This window comes from Novosphingobium sediminis, assembly GCF_007991615.1.
Lineage (GTDB): Bacteria > Pseudomonadota > Alphaproteobacteria > Sphingomonadales > Sphingomonadaceae > Novosphingobium > Novosphingobium sediminis.
In genome coordinates this window covers 1-555 of the sequence record NZ_BJYR01000061.1, presented here as the reverse complement: position 1 = coordinate 555, position 555 = coordinate 1, and the positions used below count along the sequence as shown (strand labels likewise).

General features: G+C 58.7%; 1 protein-coding gene. It reads left to right on the top strand.

Annotated elements, in window-relative coordinates; genetic code table 11:
• On the top strand, positions 1-500 hold a 500-nt coding region (locus tag NSE01_RS21105), incomplete at its 5' end, for a MarR family winged helix-turn-helix transcriptional regulator (RefSeq protein WP_218033319.1).
• Positions 501-555 lie beyond the last annotated feature (55 nt).

Genomic DNA, 555 nt, shown 5'->3' with positions numbered 1-555 from the left:
TCGCAGTGGGCATCACCGATCGAATTAAGAAGGCGGCATTCGACCCGACGATACCCGGCGGTGGCGAAACCACCGCGGCGATCGTCGTCATCGGTCACGCGACCGGTCTTTCGATCGACGAATTAGGACGGGTGCTAGGCTTGTCCCACGCGGGGACGGTGCGGCTTGTCGATCGATTGGTTGCAGCCGGGTTCGCCGTTCGATCCAAAGCGCTACGGGACCGTCGTGCAGTAGCGCTGATGCTCACTGAGGCAGGCGAGACTCGCCTATCTGCGATCCTGCAACGAAGAAACGAGACTTTATCCGAAATCCTTAGCCATGTCTCGAATGCTGACCGCCTCGTGCTGGAACGTATTGCCGAGACAATACTTGCGCAGATGTCTGACGACGCTGTCTCGGCGCTGACGATATGCCGGCTCTGCGACGAGAGGCGATGCTACAACTGTCCGATGGATGCCTTTGGAATGCTGGAGTCGTCGACGCATAGAGTCGACCCATAAGTGCGCGCAGAGACGCTTAGCGTATATCTGTGCCCGTTCTATGTCCTGACCCCGG